This is a genomic window from Micromonospora sp. NPDC047707, from assembly GCF_040704235.1.
Classification (GTDB): domain Bacteria; phylum Actinomycetota; class Actinomycetes; order Mycobacteriales; family Micromonosporaceae; genus Micromonospora.
On the sequence record NZ_JBEYSU010000128.1, the window covers coordinates 1 to 2,108 of the forward strand.

Here is a 2,108-nt window from a genome sequence, read left to right on the forward strand (position 1 = left end):
CGCCGAACACGAGGCACTACACGCGATGACCCACCCGGTCACCGCAGCCCTGAAAACCAGCTAACCAACTCTCCATCAAACCCGGGGCTTGACAACCTGTGGGAAGAACCGTGTGGAGGTCCGACGGAGGCATGTTCGTTGGCACGATCATGTGGGGCTCGGCGAGGTCGATCCTGACGGAGCAGACAAACCTGGTTCGGCGAGGGTTGTCCCAGTCCGGCCGCTCCATGCCCCACACGTCGGCCTGGACTTGCGGCGTCCAACCCTGATTGATCAGTTGCGTCAAAACGGGTGCGTACCGCGCCGCATCTTCCTTGGGAAGGTAGCCGACGCACTTGCCGGAGCAGACAACCTTGACAGCGTTGCGGTCGTACTTGTTGGCGGGCTCGGGTATGAGGTGGGCCTGCGTGGTGATCTCGGTGCCGTCGGGGTCGAACGACCGCCCGAAGAGCGCGCGGATCTCCTTGCTGTAGTTGGATTCGCCTGCCACCTCTTGCCCGCGCCAGCCTCGCTGGCCCCACAAGTCAAAGGGTCTGGTCACCGTGGCACGCTATCGCGGATGCTCTCCGCAACCGTCATCCGTTCGGCCCGGCTGTTCGTCGGGTTCACCGACCACCCCGGAGGGATGCGGGTTGGTGCCCCTTCGGCTTGGCCACGGCGTTCGCGGTACACGAGGTGCGAACGTGTGTGATCCCCAAGCCATACGGCTTGACTGCGTTTGATGAAATGAACCGACTGTCGGACTGCCGCGAGCAGTGGTTGGTGCAACACTGACAGCGTGGTCACCGTCCTTCACGCCGAGATGTTCACCGAGGCAGAGGCTGCCCGGCTGCTCGATCTTCCGCAGAGCACCCTCCACTACTGGCTGGAGGGTGGAACACGTCGCGGCGTGACGTACCCGCCGATTCTTCGCAGCGAGCCGCAAGGTGGGCGTTCCGTGACGTGGGCCGAGTTCGTTGAGGCCGGCTTGCTTCGTCAGTACCGCCGCAGGGACAGGGTTCCAATGAAGGAACTGCGTTCCTTCATTGACAAGCTGCGAACGGAGCTAGGCGTCCCTTACCCGTTGGCGGACCGGCGTCCGTATGCCGTCAACAAAGAGCTGGTGCACAAGGCTCAGATCTCGGCTGGGCTCGCCCCAGAGTGGTACATGGTTGCCGAGGTCAGCGGACAGCTTCTGCTGACGGGGCCGTCGGAGCAGTTCTACGACCGAGTGGACTGGGAAGGCGACCTCGCCGCCGGATGGCGACCCACTGCGGACGAGAAGTCAACCGTCCGGATCCGCCCAGACACCCGCTTCGGCCGACCCGCAGTTAAGGGCATCAGCACTGCGGCGATCTGGGAACAGGCAGACTCCGGCGAAGATGTCGAGTACCTGGCTGAGCTGTTCCACCTAACCGTGCCCGACGTTCGATGGGCGCTTGCGTATGAGGAGAGTAGGCGCGCCTGCTCGTCCGATCGCGCCGCGTGAGGCCGCCTCGCGTGACCGACGTCCGCTTCTACGTCGACGCCGACGTGCTAGGGCTGGCGCACGTGCTCGCCGGCCTGCGTGCTGACGTGACGTACCCGGGCGACCCGGGTGCGATCATCAAGCGTCGGGCACGGCCGGCTTGCCCGGTCACCACTCCCGGGGCCAAGGACCTCGACTGGATTCCAGTCGTGTCGCAGCGGGGGTGGCTCATCCTCACCCGGGACGGTCAGATTCAGGCGCACCGCAGGGAACTCGCGGCCGTGCGGGACAACAACGCGCGCATGGTGGCGTTGTCGACGGAGCACGCCCGCGGCACGTTCGAGCAGTTGGAGATTGTCCTGTGCCAGTGGCGGCGTATTGAGGCTCTGCTAGCGCAAACCGGACCATACATCTACATCGCTACGCGCACCACCTTGCGGCAGGTTGACCTCAACTAGCCCGAGACGTCCAAAGAGCGACTACTCGCCGGGCAATCCATGGATTCGGGACAGAGGCGTCACGGAGCGGCCGACACCGGGGAACGGTTGCTCCACAGCAGGGATCTAAGTGAGCGTTTGAGAAGTGGGGCGGGTCCGTCGGCGTGTCGTGTTGGACGTGAGAGAAGGCCCTCGGTAGGTCCGGTGGTGTCGAGCCAACCGTT

At 64.5% G+C, this 2,108-nt stretch carries 3 protein-coding genes; 2 read left to right on the forward strand and 1 reads right to left on the reverse strand.

Annotated elements, in window-relative coordinates; all coding sequences use genetic code 11:
- Nucleotides 1-16: 16 nt before the first annotated feature.
- Complete coding sequence (locus tag AB0873_RS32340) at nucleotides 17-541, reverse strand: HIRAN domain-containing protein (RefSeq protein ID WP_366604574.1); 525 nt, start codon at nucleotides 539-541, stop codon at nucleotides 17-19.
- 237 nt (nucleotides 542-778) lie between these two features.
- Here AB0873_RS32340 and AB0873_RS32345 point away from each other — a divergent pair, with 237 nt between their 5' ends.
- Both AB0873_RS32345 and AB0873_RS32350 read left to right on the forward strand, forming a co-directional pair.
- Complete coding sequence (locus AB0873_RS32345) at nucleotides 779-1,468, forward strand: hypothetical protein (protein ID WP_366604577.1); 690 nt, start codon at nucleotides 779-781, stop codon at nucleotides 1,466-1,468.
- 11 nt (nucleotides 1,469-1,479) lie between these two features.
- Complete coding sequence (locus tag AB0873_RS32350; RefSeq protein WP_366604579.1) at nucleotides 1,480-1,905, forward strand: hypothetical protein; 426 nt, start codon at nucleotides 1,480-1,482, stop codon at nucleotides 1,903-1,905.
- Nucleotides 1,906-2,108: the final 203 nt, after the last annotated feature.